Source organism: Streptomyces sp. P6-2-1, assembly GCF_050613165.1.
Taxonomy (GTDB): Bacteria; Actinomycetota; Actinomycetes; order Streptomycetales; family Streptomycetaceae; genus Streptomyces.
The window spans coordinates 6,962,981-6,978,412 of sequence record NZ_CP192513.1; the positions used below are offsets into that span (position 1 = coordinate 6,962,981).

Below are 15,432 nucleotides of genomic sequence, written 5' to 3' on the forward strand. Positions count from 1 at the left end.
CGCCAGGTCCGTCACCCCGAGCCCCAGGAGCACCGCAGTGATCGACTACTACTCGCCGTCCGCCGAGTTCTACGACATGGTCGCCGCCCGGCACACCGCGAGCAGCGGCCCGCCACTCGCCCGTGTACTCGACGGGCTCGACGTCTCGCACGGTCCCGTCGTGGAGATCGGCGCGGGCACCGGGCGCGTCACCGAGGTCATCGCCGCGGCCCTGCCGGATGCCGAGATCCTCGCCGCCGAGCCCTCCGCACCCATGCGCGCCGTGCTGACCTCCCGGATCGCCCGCGATCCCGCCCTGCGGCGCCGGGTCACGGTCAGCGACGGCGCGGCGCAGGACCTGCGCCTGCCCGAACGCATCTCCGCCGTCGTCGTCTTCGGCGTGGCCGGGCACCTGACCGCGCCCGAACGCGTCCTGCTGTGGCGCCGCCTCGCCGCGCGGCTGCCGCCGGGCGGCCCGATCGTCGTGGAGCTGATGGGCGTCTCCGCGCCCCGGCTCCTGCCCCCCGCCCTCTCCCTGCGCGAGCGGATCGGCCGCCAGACGTACGAGTGGTGGATCGGCGGCGAGCCCGCCGACGGCGACGCGATGCGCTTCACGACCACCTGGAAGGTGCTGCGCGAAGGCCGCACCGTCCGGGAGGTCTCCGACAGCTACCTGTGGCACACCTTCGACGTCGCGCGCCTGGCCGCCGAGTCCGGCATGACCAGCCGACGCGTCACCGAAGCGGCAGGCCGCCCCGTTCCCGAGATCGGAATCCTCGTCGCATGACACCCGCTTCCCCTCCCGGGAACCCGTCGCCCGCGTCCCCGTTCGCCCTGCTCGCACCCGTCCGGCGGCGCCTCCTGGTGGCCGTCGCGCTCCAGGCGTGCGCCGCGGCGACGGGCATCGTGCCGCTCCTCGCGATCGCCCGGCTCGCCGTCGCGCTCACCGCGGCGGGCGCCGTCGCCGACGCCGGCGTGTGGCCGTGGGTGAGCCTCGCCTGCGGCTCCGGCGTCGCCGCGCTCGCGCTGTCCTTCGCCGCCGGGCTCCTCGCCCACCGGGCCGACAACGACCTCCAGCTGTCCCTGCGCCGCCGGCTCGCCGCCCACGTCGGCCGCCTGCCGCTCGGCGCGGTGACGCACCGTCGCGAGGAGGTCGAGAGCGCCGTGCGCGACGACGTGCACGCCCTGCACGCCCTCGTCGCCCACACCCTGCTCGACGTGACAGCGCTCCTCGTGGCACCGCTCCTCGCGTTCGCGGTGCTCGCCGCCGCCGACTGGCGCCTCGCGCTCCTCGCCCTCCTGCCGCCCCTGGCCGGGGCGCTCCTCTTCCGCCGTGCGATGGCGGGTGCCACGGCACGCATGGCCGAGTTCGGTGCCGCGCTCGGCCGCGTCTCGGCCGCCGCGGCCGAGTACGCCCGGGGCATCGCGGTCGTACGGAGCTTCGGCCGCGCCCGTACCGCCCACGAACGCTTCCTGACCGCCACCGACGCCTTCGCCGCCTTCTTCACCTCCTGGGTACGGTCCACGCTCGTGCCGTCGACGGCGGCGCTCCTCGTCGTCTCGCCCGCCCTCGTGCTGCTCCTCCTCGTCACCGCGGGCGCCCCGCTCGTCGTCTCCGGTGACCTCTCCGGCGCCGCGCTGCTCGCCTTCGTCCTGCTCGGCCCGGCACTCGCCGCCCCGCTCGGCGTCGTCGGCACGCGCGTCCAGCAGATACGCGGCGGGCAGGCCGCGGCCGCCCGCGTCTCCGGACTGCTCGCCGCGCCCGCCCTCCCCGCAGCGACCCGCCCGGCGCTCCCGGCGGACGCGCACGTCTCCTTCCGGGACGTGTCGTTCTCGTACGACGGGGAGCGCGAGGTGCTCGCGCACGTGGACCTCGACCTGGCCCCGGGGACGGTCACCGCCCTCGTGGGCCCCTCGGGGGCGGGGAAGTCCACGCTCGCCGCGCTCCTGGCACGCTTCCACGACGTGACCGGCGGAGCGGTGACGGTGGGCGGGGCCGACGTCCGCGACATCCCGCCGGAAGCGCTCTACCGCGCGGTCGGCTTCGTCCTCCAGGACGTACAGCTCCTGCGCGCCTCCGTCGCGGACAACATCCGGCTCGGACGCCCGTCCGCGACGGACGAGCAGGTCGAACGGGCCGCGCGCGCCGCCCACGCGCACGAGATGATCACGGCGCTCCCCGACGGCTACGCCACCGAGGTCGGGACCGTCGCGCGCTTCTCCGGGGGCGAGGCGCAGCGCGTCTCGATCGCCCGCGCGCTCCTCGCCGACGCGCCCGTCCTGGTGCTCGACGAGGCGACCGCGTACGCCGACCCGTACACGGAGGCCCTGGTCCAGGACGCGCTCTCGACACTCGCCGCAGGACGCACCGTCCTTGTCGTGGCGCACCGCCTGACGACGGTCACCGCGGCCGACCGCATCGCCGTCCTCGACGAGGGCCGCCTCGTGGAGAGCGGTCGGCACACCGAACTCCTCGCCGCCGGGGGCCGGTACGCACGGCTGTGGCACGCGCGGGCCGAGGAAGAAGTGTGGGCCGAGGAAGAAGTGTGGGCCGAGGAAGGAGTGCCGGGGGGAGAGGCGGCGCCGGGCGAGGAAGGGGCGCCCGCTGACGGAGCGGCGCCGGAGGAGGCGCCGCACCCCGGACAGCCGGACCCGTCGGCCCCGGAGCCCCCGTCCCCGGACGAGCCCCCGTCCCCCGCGGACGCCCCGCCCCCACAGGGCCCGCCCGCACCACCGCCCGCCCCGGACACCCCGCTTCCCCGTCCCACCGGCCCCCGGAAGGTCGCGCGCCCATGATCCGCCTGCTCCGTCACGTCCTCGGTGCCGAGGGCTTCCGTCCCCTGCGCCGCCTCCTCGCGGTACTCCTCGCCGCCGCCGTCCTCCAGGGCCTCGCCTTCGCGCTTCTCGTGCCCGTGCTGCGCGCGCTGCTCGGCGGCTCTCCCCGCTCCGTATGGCCCTGGCTGCTCGCGCTCGCGGGGGTCACCGCCGTCTTCGCGCTCGCCCAGGCGGCGGCGCTCGCGGGCGGTTTCACCGTCGGCGGGAAGCTCTCCAGGGCGCTGCACAGGCGGCTCGCCGACCACGCGCTGACGCTGCCGGTCGGCTGGTTCACCGGTGGCCGCGCCGCCCAGCTCGCCACGCTCAGCGGCCCCGGGGTCATGCAGGTCATGAACATGCCCGCCCACCTGCTGCGCCCGCTCGTCTCGGCCGTCGCCACTCCCGCCGTGCTCGTCGCGGCCTCCTTCTGCTTCGACGCACGCGTCGGCCGGGTCCTCCTCGCCTCCCTGCCCGTCCTGCTCCTGGCGCACTGGGCGAGCACCACCGTCGTGGGCCGCCTCGACAGGGGCCGCGACGCGGCGAGCGCGGAGGCGGCCGAGCGGGTCATGGAGTTCACCCGGAACCAGCCGGTCCTGCGCGCCTTCGGCCGTACCGCCGAGGACCACCGGGCCCTGGACGAGGCGCTCGCCGGCGAGGCACGTGCCGACCGGCGCCTGATCACCCGGGGCGTTCCCGGCCTGGTGACCTTCGCCTTCGCCGCCCGCGCCGTCCTCGCGGCCGTGCTCGTCCTCACCGTCTCGTGGACGCTCGACGACACGCTCGACGTGCCGACGCTCCTCGCGCTGCTCGTCCTCACCGCGCGACTCACCGAGGGGGTCTCGGCCGCGGCCGATCTCGGGGCCGGGCTGCGCGTCGCCCGGCACAGCCTGGAGCGCCTTGCCGCGCTCCTGGCCGAACCGCCCTTCCCCGTGCCCGCCGAGCCGCGCGCCCCCGAGGACTTCGCCGTGCGCTTCGACGACGTCGGCTTCTCGTACGTGCCGGGCACGGGCCCCGGCGGCGACCCCGCGGCGAGCACCCTGCGCGGCGTCTCGTTCACCGTGCCGGAGGGGAGCCTGACCGCGCTCGTGGGTCCCTCCGGTGCGGGGAAGACCACCGTGGCGCGACTGCTCGCGCGCTTCTGGGACGTGACGGGCGGCAGCGTCACGATCGGCGGCGTGGACGTGCGCGCGATGGCGCCCGACGTCCTCGCCGCCACCGTCTCCCCGGTCTTCCAGGACACGTACCTCTTCGACGGAACCGTCGAGGAGAACGTACGGGCGGGGAAACCGGGGGCAGGGACGGAGGAACTGGGCGAGTGCGCGCGCCTGTCCGGGCTCGACCGGGTGCTGACGCGGCTGCCGGACGGCTGGGCGACGCGGGTCGGGCCGGAGGGCACCGCGCTCTCCGGCGGCGAGCGGCAGCGCGTCGCGATCGCCCGCGCGCTGCTGCGGGACGCGCCCGTCCTCGTCCTGGACGAGGCCACGGCCTCGCTCGACCAGGAGAACGAGGCCCACCTCGTCGCGACCGTCCGGGCCCTCGCCCGGCGCAAGACGGTACTGGTCATCGCGCACCGCCTCAGCACCATCCGCGACGCCGACCAGATCCTCGTCCTGGAGCGGGGCCGCGTCGCCGAGCGCGGCACCCACGAGGAACTGCTCGCGCGGGGCGGCACGTACGCGGGCTTCTGGCGCAGCCGCACCCGTTCCCACGGCTGGCGCCTGACCTCGGCGAAGCCCGCCACGGACACCGGTACGAGGCCCGCGCAGGCTTCCGCGCCCCCCGTGCCCGCCGCGTCCCTTTCCTTCCCCTCCGACAACGGAGCCTCCCGATGAGCACCACCACCCCTCTCGCCGCCTGGGCGGCAACCCTCCCCGAACCGCCCCACCGCGCCGTTCTCGGCGTCAGCGAGGAGCCGGCCCGCGCGGCGGCCCGCCTGGCGGAGGCGGGACTGGGCGCCCACCACGTCGTCTACGAGCAGAGCGGTACGTGGCACTTCGCGGCCGGTTCGGCGACCTTCGATGCCACCGCCACCGGGGCGACGGCCCGGCACGGGGAGCGGTCCTGGCACGTTCCCGCGCCCGAGGGTCCCCTCGCCGCGGTACGCGCTGCGCTCGCCGCGCTGCGGGCGGCCTCGTCCCGGGACCGTACCGTGCACGGATGGGCGGCCTTCGAACTCGCCCACCTCCTGCACGGCGACCCCGCCAGGGCCGGTACCGAGCCCCTGCTCAGCTTCCTCGTCCCGTCCGTCGAGATCACGCTGCGGCCGGGGAAGGCGGAAGTGCGCGCGGGGGACCCGGCGGTGGCGGCGCGCGCGGCCACCGTCCTCGGCGCGGAGGCGCGGTCCGCCACCGCCCCGCAGCCCGCCCCGTTCCCTGCCACCGCCCCGCTCCCCGAGGCAGCCGCCCTGCTCGCGGCCGACCCCGGCGGCTACCGCGCCTCCGTCGCCGCCACCAGTGCCGACATCCGCGCCGGGCTGCTGGACAAGGCCGTCGTCTCGCGCGTCGTGCCACTGCCGCGCCTCCCCGACCTGGGTGCCTCGTACGTGACAGGACGGGCGGCGAACACCCCGGCGCGCTCCTTCCTCCTCGACCTCGGCGGCTGGCGCGCCGCCGGGTTCAGCCCGGAGACGGTCGTGGAGGTCGGCCCCGAGGGGGAGGTATCCACCCAGCCGCTCGCGGGGACCCGGGCCCGTACCGGCGAAGCGGCCGAGGACACGCGGCTGCGCGCCGAGCTGTACGCCGACCCCAAGGAGGTGCAGGAGCACGCCCTTTCGGTCCGGCTCGCCTGCGAGGAGCTGGCGCGGGTGTGCGTGCGGGGGAGCGTGGCGGCCACCGAGTTCATGGCGGTACGGGAGCGCGGCTCCGTGCAGCACCTCGCCTCGCGGGTCGCCGGCCGGCTCGAAGGCGGCAGCGACGCGTGGACGGCCTTCGGCGCCCTCTTCCCCGCGATCACCGCCACAGGGGTGCCGAAGGCCGCGGCGCTCGATGCCCTGGGCCGCCACGAGCGGGGCCCGCGCGGCCTGTACGGGGGCGCCGTCTTCCGGTCCTGTACGTCCGGCGCCCTCGACGCGGCGCTCGTCCTGCGCGCCGTCCTCGTGCGCGGGGACCGGGCGTGGCTGCGGGCCGGAGCCGGGGTGATGGGCGTCTCCACTCCGGCCCGGGAGTTCGACGAGACCCGCGAGAAGCTCCTGAGCGTGGCGCCCCACCTGCGCTTTCCCCTCTCCTGAGGCGCGGGGACGGCGAGGTCAATTTTTGGAAACGAAAGTCATTACGTGGCGGTGGAGTGGTCGTACTGACATTCATTTTCATATAGCGTGATGAGCGGTTGCCGGCCCCTGCGGCCGCTGCCGCTCATCGACCCCTTTTCCCGTATCCCGCTCTGGAGACCCCCGTGCGCATCCCCCGCTCCCGCCACCTCGCCGTCCTCATATCCGGCGCCTCCCTCCTCGCCGTCGCCGCCTGCGGGAACTCCTCGGACTCCGGCGCGTCCTCGGACGCCAAGGACGACGCCAAGCCCGCCGCTTCGGGCGGCTCCTCGGCCCCCGTGGCGGTCGCCGCCTCGACCAACGTCTACGGCGACATCGTCAAGAGCGTCGGCGGCGACAAGGTCGAGGTCACCTCCTTCATCTCCGACCCGGACCAGGACCCGCACTCCTACGAGGCCGACACCCGCAACCAGCTCGTGCTCTCCAAGGCCGCGCTCGTCGTCGAGAACGGCGGCGGCTACGACGACTTCGTGGACCGCATGCTCAAGACCGCGGGCAACTCCTCGGCCGAGGTGCTCAACGCGGTGAAGGTCTCCGGCAAGACCGCCCCTCCCGGCGGCGAGCTGAACGAGCACGTCTGGTACGACCTGCCGACCGTCGCCAAGCTCGCCGACCGGATCGCCGCCGCTCTCGGCAAGGCCGCCCCCGCCGACGCGGACACCTTCAAGGCCAACGCCGAGAAGTTCACGGCGGACCTGAAGCCGCTGGAGGACAGGGCGGCGGCCATCAAGAAGGCGCACGGCGGCGAGGCGATCGGCATCACCGAACCCGTGCCGCTCTACCTGACCGAGGCCGCCGGGCTCGTGAACAAGACCCCCGAGGACTTCAGCGAGGCCATCGAGGAGGGCGACGACGTCTCCCCGAAGGTGCTTCAGGAGACCCTCTCGCTCTACAAGGACAAGAAGGTCAAGGCGCTCGTCTACAACTCCCAGACCTCCGGGCCGCAGACCCGGAAGGTCGCGGACGCGGCCAAGGCCGCCGGGGTGCCCGAGGTCCCCGTCACGGAGACCCTGCCCCAGGGCAAGGACTACCTGACGTGGATGGGCGCGACCATCGACTCCCTCTCCGACGCGCTCGGCAAGTGAGCGGTACCGCCATGATTCCTCAACCCCGGCGCGCCGCTGAGGCGAAGGAAGGGGCCGCGGGCACCCCCGCGGCCCCGGCACGGGGAACCCGTCACGCCGAGGCCGGGGAAGACGCTGCCGCCGCGCTGCTCAGCATGCGCGGCGGCGCCGTCGCCCACGGCGGGCGGACCATCTGGAAGGACCTCGCACTCGACGTCCGCCCAGGCGAGTTCCTCGCCGTGCTCGGTCCCAATGGCGCGGGCAAGACGAGCCTGCTGCGGGCGCTGCTCGGCAGGCAGTCGCTGTCCGCGGGCACCCTGACCGTCCTCGGCAGGCCCGCGCACCGTGCCAACCGGCACATCGGCTACATCCCCCAGCAGGCGAGCCTCTCCGCCCAGACCCCGGTCCGCGCCCGCGACCTCGTCCGCTTCGGCGTCGACGGCCACCGCTTCGGGCCGCGCCCGCGACGCCGTGCGGACCGCGAGCGGGTGGACGAACTCCTCGCCTCCGTCGGCGCCTCCGCCTACGCGGACGCCCCGCTCGGTGAACTCTCCGGCGGGGAACGCCAGCGGGTGCGGGTCGCCCAGGCCCTCGCCACCGACCCGCGCCTCCTGCTCTGCGACGAACCGCTCGTCTCGCTCGACCCGCACCACCAGCGGGCCGTCACCGAACTCCTCGACACCCGCCGCCGCTCGCACGGCACCGGGATCGTCTTCGTCACCCACGAGATCAACCCCGTCCTCGACCTCGTGGACCGCGTCCTCTACCTCGCGCCCGGAGCCCACCGCACCGGCACGCCCGAGGAGGTGCTCACCTCGGCCTCGCTCTCGCGCCTGTACGGCTCGCACATCGACGTCGTGCGCGTCGGGGGCCGGGTCGTGGTCGCCGGAGCGTACGAGGAACCGGCCCACCACCCCGAGGACATTCACCCGCACAACGGAGTCCGCCGATGAACCTCGCCGACGGCGTCTGGCACCAGCTCTTCGCCTACGACAACTACGGGGAACTCCTCGGCCTCGTGCGCAACTCGCTTATCGTGGGGGCGGCACTGGGCCTCATCGGCGGGCTCGTGGGCGTCTTCGTCATCATGCGGGACCTGCCCTTCGCCGTGCACGGCATCAGCGAGCTGTCCTTCGCCGGTGCCTCGGCGGCGCTCCTGTTCGGCGTCAACGTCGTCGTGGGCTCGCTCCTCGGCTCGCTCGTCGCGGCCGCGGTCATCGGCGTCCTGGGCGCCAGGGCCAGGGACCGGAACTCGGCGATCGGCATCCTCATGCCGTTCGGCCTCGGCCTCGGTGTCCTCTTCCTCGCCCTCTACAAAGGGCGCGCCGCGAACAAGTTCGGTCTGCTGACGGGGCAGATCGTCGCGGTGGACACCCCGCAGACCGCCTGGCTGCTCGGCACCTCGGTCGTCGTCCTGCTCGCCCTGGCCGCCATCTGGCGGCCCCTCACCTTCGCCAGCGCCGACCCCGAGGTCGCCGAGGCGCGCGGACTGCCGGTCCGTTCCCTCTCCTTGGCCTTCATGCTGGTCCTGGGCCTCGCCGTCGCCCTGTCGGTGCAGGTGGTGGGTGCCCTGCTGGTCCTGACCCTGATCGTCACCCCCGCTGCCGCCGCCGCCCGCCTCACCAGTTCGCCGCTCCTGCTGCCGCTCCTGAGCGTCGCCTTCGCCCTCGTGTCCGTCGAGGGCGGCATCCTCCTCGCGCTCGGCAGCAGCATCCCCATCAGTCCCTACGTCACCACGCTCTCCTTCGCGATCTACGTCTGCTGCCGCGTCGGCGCCCGCCTGCGTGTCCGCAGGCGGCGCGCGCGCCCCGGCGGCCCGCGGCCGTCACCGGAGGGCGGGCTCCTGGCGGCCCACCGCTGAGCAGGACAAGGACGCTCGGGGCGGCCGGACACCTGTCCGGCCGCCCCGAGCGCGTACCCACGGCGGCGTCCGTACGGTCAGCGGGCCGCCTCGGTGCCGGTGTCCTCGGCGCACATGTCGCAGACCCCGCTCAGCTCCAGCGTGTGGGCCACCGCGCGATAGCCGGACTCCTTCATCACTGTGGCCACCCACCGCTCGACCACGTCGGCGTTCACCGCGAGACTCGTGCCGCACGCACGGCAGACGAGGTAGTGCCGGTGTTCCCCGGGGGGCCGCCAGCGGTAGAGGCGACCGCCGGACTCATCGCGCATCACGTCCGCGTGGCCGGTCTCCTCGAAGAGCCGCAACGTCCGGTAGACCGTGGTGAGCCCGACCTCCGCGCCGTCGGTCGCGAGAAGGCCGTGGAGCGCGGGAGCCGAGACGAAGCCCTCCGCCGCGCGCAGCGCGTCGAGCACCGCGGCCCGCTGCCGCGTGGAGCGTCTCTCCCGGCGGGATATTCCGTACACAGAAGTCGTCTTCCCCTCGCGGGTGTGCCCGCGGGGCGTGCGCGGGCCGGACAGGAAGGCCGTACGGCGCGGCCCCCCGCGGGTGCCCGCGGGGAGAGGAGACCGCGCCGTGCGGGGGGTGAGGGGCGGTCAGCGTTCCTCGCGGAAGTCGACGTGCCGGCCGAGGAGCGGGTCGTACTTGCGCAGGACAAGGCGGTCGGGGTCGTTCCGCCGGTTCTTGCGCGTGACGTAGGTGTATCCGGTTCCTGCGGTGGACCGGAGCTTGATGATCGGGCGGAGTTCGTTGCGTGCCATGAGAGGTAGCATACGACAACGATTTTCATTACCGAACGGGGTCCCGTGCCCTGCAAGGAGAGACACGTCCATGTCCGCACACTGCCAACTCACCGGAAGCGCGCCGGTTTTCGGCAACCGGGTGTCCCACTCGCACCGGCGCACCTCACGCCGCTTCGACCCGAACATCCAGCGCAAGAGGTACTGGCTGCCCAGCGAGGGCCGCTACGTCCGGCTGGTGCTGAGCGCCAAGGGAATCAAGACGGTCGACGCCCTCGGCATCGAAGCGGCCGTCGCCCGTATCCGAGCCAGGGGGGAACGCGTCTGATGGCCAAGAAGAGCAAGATCGCCAAGAACGACAAGCGCCGCGAGACCGTCGAGCGCCACGCCGCCCGCAGGGCCGAGCTGAAGGAGATCCTTCGCCGGCCCGGCTCCAGCGAGGCCGAGAAGGCCGCGGCGCTGCGCGAGTTGCGCCGTCAGCCGCGCGACGCGAGCGCGACCCGCGTCCGCAACCGCGACAGCGTGGACGGCCGCCCCAGGGGCCACCTGCGCAAGTTCGGCCTCTCGCGCGTCCGCGTCCGCGAGCAGGCGCACGCGGGCTTCCTGCCGGGAGTGACCAAGTCCTCCTGGTGACAGACCCCGCTCGCGGTCCGGCGGCCCCTCGGCGAAAGCCGCCGCACCGCGAGCGGGAGCGCTTGTCATCGGCGGCCCCGGGCGCCTTCACGCCCGGAGAGGGGGCGCGCGGCTTCGGGGGCGGCGGCCGAGGCGGCTCCGGAGCGGCTCCGGGAGCGATGCCGTCGCGCGCCACGAGGCCGCGGCCGACCAGCCCTCCTCGGGCCGCCGGTCACCTCACGGTGCGCCCGCTGTGGTGGTTCCGGCCGTCGCCGCCCGGTCGGCTCGGCGGACTGCGCGGTGGAGGAGGACGGTCGCCGCGAGGCCGATCAGCACGGCGGTGAGGAGGGCGATCTGCCCGGTGACGAAGGCCGGGATGTAGTCGTCGGCATGGCCGGGCCGGCCTGATGCGACGTCGTCGGCCAGGGCAGGGTCGTCGATGCGCGCGGCGATCAGGGCGGTGATGACGGCCGCGTAGACGGCGATGACGACCGCTTCGCTGCCGAGGCGTGCGAATTGGAGGAGCCCGGAGGCGGAGCCCGAGTTCTCGGCGGGTACGGCGTTCAGAGCTGCTCCGTCGATGAGGCCGAGGGGGAGGCCGAAGGAGAACCCGAGCAGCACCATCGGGATGATCAGCGTCCAGAGCGGGGCGGGGCCGGCGATCAGCAGCATGCCGGTGTTGCCGAGGAGCATGAGAGCGATGGAGGTGTAGAACATGCCGTGCACGGTGATCTTCCGGACTCTGGCGACCAGGCGTGCTCCGAGGGCGGGCCCGATGAGCGTGGGGCCGGTGAGTGCGATCATCGTCACGGCGAGTCGGCCCGCGCCGAGTCCGTAGACGGCGCTGAGCGCGACCGGCAGGTAGGTCAGGAGTGTGATGAAGCCGAATGCCTGGACGACGGGCATGAGGACGGCCGACATGAAGCGGGCGTTGCGCAGGATGCCGAGGTCGAGGATCTTGGTGCCGGGGTGGCGTTCGTGCCCGGTCCTGGGCACGAAGAAGCTGAGGGCCAGGGAGACGGTCATGAGTGCGGCGAAGGCGGCGAAGACGCCGCGCCACCCGAAGGCGGCCGTGAGGCTGCCGGAGATGGTGGGGCCGACGGCGAGCCCGATGCCGAGCGCGGTCCCGAAGAGTGCGAAGTTGCGTGTGCGCGAGGGGCCTTCGTAGGCGCCGGAGATGATCGCCGGGGTGGAGGTCCCGATGGCCGCGGCGAAGAGGCCGCAGAGGACGCGCGCGAGGTCGAGCGTGAGGAGCGTCGGGGCGAGGGCCGAGAGCGCCAGCGACGAGATGGAGCCGACGAGGCCGATGACGAGGGTGACCTTGTGGCCGACGCGGTCGGAGACCACGCCCCACACGAGAGTGAAGACAGCGAAGGCCACGTTGAAGCCGTTGACGACCCATTGCAGCGGGGTCGGTGCCGAGCCGAGGTCGTGGGCGATGGCCGGCAGAGCCGTGGCGACACCGGCGATACTGATCGGGACGATGAAGACGGCGAGGAGCAGACCGGGCAGGGCGGCCGGCGAGACGCGTCTGGGGGCGGGGGTGGTCACGAGGTTGCCAGACTTTCCTTGGGGCGGGGACGGGGCGGGGTGGAGTGTGCGGGGGCGGCCGGCGGAGCTGTGCGGCCGGCCGTCTGCGCCCGGCCAGAGGGGCGCGGTACGATTAATGATCGATCAATCAAGAATGACTCTCACCGACGTATCCATTCTTGGTTGATCAATCAAAAATGGATTGGGGTGTGAACATGGCACGGCCGAGGAAGTTCGATGAGCGCGAGGTGCTTCTCGCGGCGCGCTCGCGGTTCTGGCGCGGCGGCTACCAAGGCACCAGCATGTCCGACCTGTGTGACGCGACCGGCGTGGCCTCGCAGAGCCTGTACGGAGCGTTCGGCAGCAAGCACGACCTGTTCGTGCGGACTCTGGACGAGTACTGTGCCGAGCAGCTGGCCGGGCTGGAGGCCGGGCGCAGGTCCGCGCGCGACGCCCCGTGGGAGTGGCTGCTCTCCGCCGTCTCCTTCGACGACGGCGGGCGCCTCGGCCTGTCGGACGACGGGTGTTACCTGTCCGGGTCCACCGCGATGCTCTCCCGTACGGACAAGGACGTCCACAAGGCGTCACGGCGCACGTACGAGAGGATTCTCGGGATCTTCGGCGAGATGGTCTCCGCCGCTCAAGCGGCGGGCGAGGTCCGGTCCGACGTGGCGCCCGACCGAGTCGCGCTCGCGCTGCTGGCCGCCATGCAGGGTATCGAGTTCCTGCGCAAGTCGGGGCTCGACGACGCGACGTTCCGGAGCGCCAAGACCAGCGTCCTGGACGGCCTGAACCTCGCCTACGCGGAGCCTGTCGCGAGCCGGAAGGACGCCTGAGGGCGCGGGTGCGTGCGCGCCTCGCGGGCCGGGTGGGTTCGGGTCGGGGCGGACGCCGCGACGGGACGGGACCGGCGCCGCCCTGGTCGCGGTGATCCCGGAGGTGCGGGCGCGGTCTACCACGGGTTGTCGGTGTCCGCGTCGAGGGTGAGGAAGCGGCCGTTGACGCCCGGAGCGAGTCGCGCGACGACGTCTGCGACGGCGACGCCGCTTTCCTCGGGCGTCAGCGTCGCTTCGGGCCCGCCCATGTCGGTGCGCACCCAGCCCGGGTCGAGCGAGTTGACGGTGACGGCGCTGCCCGCCATCTCGTGGGCCAGCGGGACGGTGAAGGCGTTCAGCGCGGTCTTCGATGCCGCGTAGGCGAACACCTTCCGCTCGTACACGGGCGAGCCGGGGGTCGCGTGCAGGGTGAGGGAGGCGTGCATGCTGGTGACGTTGAGGACGCGGCCGGCGCCGGACTTCTTGAGCAGTGGCAGCAGCAGCTGAGTGAGTGCGACGGGTGCGAAAAAGTTCGTCTCGAACGTCTCGCGGAGGACGGACATCTCCAACCGGCTGGTCCGGTTCGGTTCTTGCAGGGAGGAGTTCTCCGACTCCAGCCACACTCCGGCGTTGTTGATCAGCAGGTCCAGGACGCCGTAGTGGTCGCGGACGCGGTCCGCGACGGCCTGTCTGTCCTTCTCCGCGGTGACGTCGGCCTGGATGACGAGCGAGGGGCGCAACGCCGGCTCCACCTGGGTGAAGGCCGCCTCGGCCGCCTCGGCCGAGCGGCTGGTGACGGCGACCTGGTAGCCGCGGCGGCGCAGCTCGATCGCTGTGGCCCGGCCGATGCCGCGGCTTCCGCCCGTGATGAGGGCGATCTTGGTGCTCATGGTGACTCCCGGTGGATTGTGCGAGGGCGGCGAGGGCTCCGGCGCGCTTGCGTCTTGCGCCGAAGCCGGGCGGGTGAGCCCGAGGACACAGTAACCAGTTTTTGGTTGCTCAACCAAAAATAGTGTTACGTTCGTGGAAGGCATGGACCATGCCAAGAGGCCGATACGGCGCACGAGGAGATCGATATGACGGACGAAAAGGCCACAGCCCGCGAGAAGCACATCGCGCTCGCGCTGGAGTACTTCCGGCGGGTCGACGCCGGCGAGCCGCCGACGGACATGTTCACGGAGGACGCGCAGGTGTTCTTCCCGAAGTTCGGCACCGGCCGGGGCCTCGAGGACTTCGCTCGGCTCGGTTCGGGACTGATGTCCGAGCAGGTCGCCTTCTGGCACTCGCTGGACTCGATGACCTTCACGCACGAAGGCGACCGGTTGATCGTCGAGGGCCTGGAACGCGGCCGCAACGCCGCCGGCGTGGAGTGGCCGGACGAGCGTCCGGAGCTGGAAGGCCGCTACTGCAACGCCTTCGAGTTCAGGGGCGACAAGATCTCCCGGATGCACATCTACGTGGACCCCGACTTCCTCGGCCAGGACGTTGACCGTTTCCTGTGGGCATCGAAGCGATGAAGGGGACCGCGGCCGGTGTCCCTGTCCGGGCCGGCCGCCCCGGGCCAGAACTGACCACCGTCGGCGAAAGCTGACCCTCCCGCGGCAGGACCGACGTTCGCCGCCGAAAGAGAAGCACGACATGTCCACCCTGTTCGACCCCATCGAGGTCGGCAAGCTCAGCCTTACCCACCGCGTCGTGCTGGCGCCCATGACACGCAGCAGGGCCACCCCCGACGGCGTGCCGTCCGCACTCGCCGCCGACTACTACGCCCAGCGTGCAGGTGCCGGGCTGCTCGTGTCCGAGGGGGTCCAGCCCAGCGCGACAGGCCAGGGCTATTTCGACACGCCAGGGCTGTACACCGACGAGCACGTACGGGGCTGGCGCACGGTCGCCGACGCCGTGCACCGTCGGGGCGGCCACCTCTTCGCGCAGCTCATGCACGCCGGCCGTGTGGGCCACCCCGACAACAAGCACACACCCCGGCTGGTGGCACCCAGCCCGATCGCCGCGCCCGGCGAGATATTCACCCGTGGCGGGATGCGCGCCCACCCCGTGCCGGACGCGCTGGACGAGGCCGAGATACCGCAGGTCGTCGAGGAGTTCGTGCACTCGGCCAAGCGGGCGGTGGCCGCCGGAATCGACGGGGTCGAGGTGCACGCGGCCAACGGCTACCTGATCCACCAGTTCCTCGCCCCCAGCTCCAACCGGCGCACCGACGACTACGGCGGAACGCCGGAGAACCGCGCGCGACTGGCCGCCGGGATCGTGCGTGCCGTGGCGGAGGAGATCGGCCCGGAGAAGGTGGGGATCAGGATCTCGCCCTCGCACGACATCCAAGGTGTGATCGAGGACGACCCCGAGCAGACCGCCCGCACCTACCGCGCCCTCGTCGACGCCATCGCCCCGCTCGGCATCGCCTACCTCTCCTACCTTGCCGATCCGCGTGCGTCCCTCATCCGCGAACTCTCCTCCCGCTTCGGCGGGATCACGATCGCCAACGACGGCTTCGCCCGGACCACCACCCTCGCGTCCGCCTCGGCAATCGTCGCGGAGGGACTGGCGGACCTCGTCGCCGTCGGTCGTCCGCTGCTGGCCAACCCCGACCTGGTCGAGCGATGGAGGACCGGCGCACCGCTCAACGAAGCCGACCCCGACACCTTCTACGGAGGCGGAGCCGAGGGATACACCGACTACCCGGCGCGCACCTGACCGG

At 73.1% G+C, this 15,432-nt stretch carries 16 protein-coding genes; 12 read left to right on the top strand and 4 right to left on the bottom strand.

Annotated features, from left to right (window positions below; all coding sequences use genetic code 11):
• Positions 1 to 37 precede the first annotated feature (37 nt).
• The 7 genes from ACQYWQ_RS29245 (at position 38) to ACQYWQ_RS29275 (ending at position 8,983) form a co-directional block, all read left to right on the top strand.
• A complete protein-coding gene (locus tag ACQYWQ_RS29245; RefSeq protein WP_431038811.1) occupies positions 38 to 766 on the top strand; it encodes a class I SAM-dependent methyltransferase in 729 nt (242 codons plus the stop codon).
• The gene (locus tag ACQYWQ_RS29250; RefSeq protein ID WP_431038812.1) at positions 763 to 2,775 is read left to right on the top strand and encodes an ABC transporter ATP-binding protein; all 2,013 of its coding nucleotides are present in this window, start codon (positions 763 to 765) and stop codon (positions 2,773 to 2,775) included. The genes ACQYWQ_RS29245 and ACQYWQ_RS29250 overlap by 4 nt, the downstream gene beginning before the upstream one ends.
• The gene (locus ACQYWQ_RS29255) at positions 2,772 to 4,625 is read left to right on the top strand and encodes an ABC transporter ATP-binding protein (RefSeq protein ID WP_431038813.1); all 1,854 of its coding nucleotides are present in this window, start codon (positions 2,772 to 2,774) and stop codon (positions 4,623 to 4,625) included. The genes ACQYWQ_RS29250 and ACQYWQ_RS29255 overlap by 4 nt, the downstream gene beginning before the upstream one ends.
• A complete protein-coding gene (locus ACQYWQ_RS29260) occupies positions 4,622 to 6,019 on the top strand; it encodes a salicylate synthase (RefSeq protein WP_431038814.1) in 1,398 nt (465 codons plus the stop codon). Before ACQYWQ_RS29255 ends, ACQYWQ_RS29260 begins: the two co-directional genes overlap by 4 nt.
• 164 nt (positions 6,020 to 6,183) lie before the next feature.
• On the top strand, positions 6,184 to 7,143 hold the full coding sequence (locus ACQYWQ_RS29265; RefSeq protein ID WP_431038815.1) for a metal ABC transporter solute-binding protein, Zn/Mn family: 960 nt from the start codon (positions 6,184 to 6,186) through the stop codon (positions 7,141 to 7,143).
• 11 nt (positions 7,144 to 7,154) lie between these two features.
• Positions 7,155 to 8,075, top strand: coding sequence for a metal ABC transporter ATP-binding protein (locus tag ACQYWQ_RS29270; protein ID WP_431038816.1), 921 nt, complete (start codon positions 7,155 to 7,157; stop codon positions 8,073 to 8,075).
• Positions 8,072 to 8,983, top strand: a complete 912-nt coding sequence (locus tag ACQYWQ_RS29275; protein WP_431038817.1) for a metal ABC transporter permease — start codon at positions 8,072 to 8,074, stop codon at positions 8,981 to 8,983. Before ACQYWQ_RS29270 ends, ACQYWQ_RS29275 begins: the two co-directional genes overlap by 4 nt.
• 77 nt (positions 8,984 to 9,060) lie before the next feature.
• On the opposite strand, the gene ACQYWQ_RS29280 is transcribed toward ACQYWQ_RS29275, so the two are convergent.
• A complete protein-coding gene (locus ACQYWQ_RS29280) occupies positions 9,061 to 9,489 on the bottom strand; it encodes a Fur family transcriptional regulator (RefSeq protein ID WP_431038818.1) in 429 nt (142 codons plus the stop codon).
• 129 nt (positions 9,490 to 9,618) lie between these two features.
• A complete protein-coding gene (rpmG, locus tag ACQYWQ_RS29285) occupies positions 9,619 to 9,783 on the bottom strand; it encodes a 50S ribosomal protein L33 (RefSeq protein WP_431038819.1) in 165 nt (54 codons plus the stop codon).
• 70 nt (positions 9,784 to 9,853) lie between these two features.
• Between rpmG and rpmB the strand changes: the two genes are divergently transcribed.
• Both rpmB and rpsN read left to right on the top strand, forming a co-directional pair.
• Positions 9,854 to 10,090 (top strand): 50S ribosomal protein L28, encoded by a 237-nt coding sequence (gene rpmB / locus ACQYWQ_RS29290; protein ID WP_431038820.1) that lies wholly within the window; start codon positions 9,854 to 9,856, stop codon positions 10,088 to 10,090.
• Positions 10,090 to 10,395, top strand: coding sequence for a 30S ribosomal protein S14 (rpsN, locus tag ACQYWQ_RS29295; RefSeq protein ID WP_431038821.1), 306 nt, complete (start codon positions 10,090 to 10,092; stop codon positions 10,393 to 10,395). Before rpmB ends, rpsN begins: the two co-directional genes overlap by 1 nt.
• Positions 10,396 to 10,611: 216 nt before the next feature.
• Here the strand turns inward: rpsN and ACQYWQ_RS29300 are convergent, their stop codons facing one another.
• The gene (locus ACQYWQ_RS29300) at positions 10,612 to 11,925 is read right to left on the bottom strand and encodes an MFS transporter (protein WP_431038822.1); all 1,314 of its coding nucleotides are present in this window, start codon (positions 11,923 to 11,925) and stop codon (positions 10,612 to 10,614) included.
• Positions 11,926 to 12,119: 194 nt separating this feature from the next.
• On the opposite strand from ACQYWQ_RS29300, the gene ACQYWQ_RS29305 reads away from it, so the two are divergent.
• Positions 12,120 to 12,740, top strand: coding sequence for a TetR/AcrR family transcriptional regulator (locus ACQYWQ_RS29305; RefSeq protein WP_431038823.1), 621 nt, complete (start codon positions 12,120 to 12,122; stop codon positions 12,738 to 12,740).
• 116 nt (positions 12,741 to 12,856) lie between these two features.
• Here the strand turns inward: ACQYWQ_RS29305 and ACQYWQ_RS29310 are convergent, their stop codons facing one another.
• Positions 12,857 to 13,609: an SDR family NAD(P)-dependent oxidoreductase gene (locus tag ACQYWQ_RS29310; RefSeq protein WP_431038824.1), complete on the bottom strand. Its 753-nt coding sequence runs from the start codon at positions 13,607 to 13,609 to the stop codon at positions 12,857 to 12,859.
• 186 nt (positions 13,610 to 13,795) lie between these two features.
• On the opposite strand from ACQYWQ_RS29310, the gene ACQYWQ_RS29315 reads away from it, so the two are divergent.
• Together ACQYWQ_RS29315 and ACQYWQ_RS29320 are read left to right on the top strand one after the other, a co-directional pair.
• Positions 13,796 to 14,236 carry a nuclear transport factor 2 family protein gene (locus ACQYWQ_RS29315; RefSeq protein WP_431038825.1) on the top strand — a complete coding sequence of 147 codons (441 nt, stop codon included), beginning with the start codon at positions 13,796 to 13,798 and terminating at the stop codon, positions 14,234 to 14,236.
• 121 nt (positions 14,237 to 14,357) lie between these two features.
• On the top strand, positions 14,358 to 15,428 hold the full coding sequence (locus ACQYWQ_RS29320) for an alkene reductase (RefSeq protein WP_431038826.1): 1,071 nt from the start codon (positions 14,358 to 14,360) through the stop codon (positions 15,426 to 15,428).
• The last annotated feature ends 4 nt before the right edge of the window (positions 15,429 to 15,432 follow it).

Coding starts and splice junctions, on each gene's coding strand:
- ACQYWQ_RS29250 (WP_431038812.1), top strand. CDS start 763: ATGACACCCGCTTCCCCTCCCGGGAACCCGTCGCCCGCGTCCCCGTTC.
- ACQYWQ_RS29255 (WP_431038813.1), top strand. CDS start 2,772: ATGATCCGCCTGCTCCGTCACGTCCTCGGTGCCGAGGGCTTCCGTCCC.
- ACQYWQ_RS29260 (WP_431038814.1), top strand. CDS start 4,622: ATGAGCACCACCACCCCTCTCGCCGCCTGGGCGGCAACCCTCCCCGAA.
- ACQYWQ_RS29270 (WP_431038816.1), top strand. CDS start 7,155: ATGATTCCTCAACCCCGGCGCGCCGCTGAGGCGAAGGAAGGGGCCGCG.
- ACQYWQ_RS29275 (WP_431038817.1), top strand. CDS start 8,072: ATGAACCTCGCCGACGGCGTCTGGCACCAGCTCTTCGCCTACGACAAC.
- rpmG (WP_431038819.1), bottom strand. CDS start 9,783: ATGGCACGCAACGAACTCCGCCCGATCATCAAGCTCCGGTCCACCGCA.
- rpmB (WP_431038820.1), top strand. CDS start 9,854: ATGTCCGCACACTGCCAACTCACCGGAAGCGCGCCGGTTTTCGGCAAC.
- rpsN (WP_431038821.1), top strand. CDS start 10,090: ATGGCCAAGAAGAGCAAGATCGCCAAGAACGACAAGCGCCGCGAGACC.
- ACQYWQ_RS29305 (WP_431038823.1), top strand. CDS start 12,120: ATGGCACGGCCGAGGAAGTTCGATGAGCGCGAGGTGCTTCTCGCGGCG.
- ACQYWQ_RS29310 (WP_431038824.1), bottom strand. CDS start 13,609: ATGAGCACCAAGATCGCCCTCATCACGGGCGGAAGCCGCGGCATCGGC.
- ACQYWQ_RS29315 (WP_431038825.1), top strand. CDS start 13,796: ATGACGGACGAAAAGGCCACAGCCCGCGAGAAGCACATCGCGCTCGCG.
- ACQYWQ_RS29320 (WP_431038826.1), top strand. CDS start 14,358: ATGTCCACCCTGTTCGACCCCATCGAGGTCGGCAAGCTCAGCCTTACC.